A 380-nucleotide genomic window follows, 5' to 3' on the forward strand; every position below is an offset into this window, starting at 1 on the left:
GATAAATGTCGAAGCCTTCGGCCGACGCAATGAATTGTGCTGGCATTTTCTACTCCTTATAGCCAAGTGCCACGAAGTGTAATGGTTATTAGAGAAATGTTTGTAGTCGCGAATTGATAGGAGAACTGATCACCCGGAGCAAACGTCGTGGTTGATTGAACACTCGTAAACGAGTTGCCGTTCACTGTGTCTATGTTAAGTGTTCCTACTTGCGTTCCTGTGTTGGGCGTTGACGCTGGGTACTTCATGATACGTACGGTCGCTGTGGTGCCAGATATCAGTACCGCATTTGCTTTCGCGCCCACGAAGTTCTGCCCGAATTGGCAGTTGTCTGTGAACATGTAGAACACTTCGTTGATGACGTTTGGGTTACCCTGAAT

At 47.4% G+C, this 380-nt stretch carries 1 protein-coding gene; it reads right to left on the bottom strand.

The features are described from left to right. Positions 1-56: 56 nt before the first annotated feature. Positions 57-380, bottom strand: a 324-nt coding sequence (locus tag AC1RP1_RS08010) for a hypothetical protein (protein WP_481762719.1), incomplete at its 5' end; no start/stop codon positions are given.

The organism is Dellaglioa sp. CoH-56-MRSF-13, assembly GCF_056782095.1.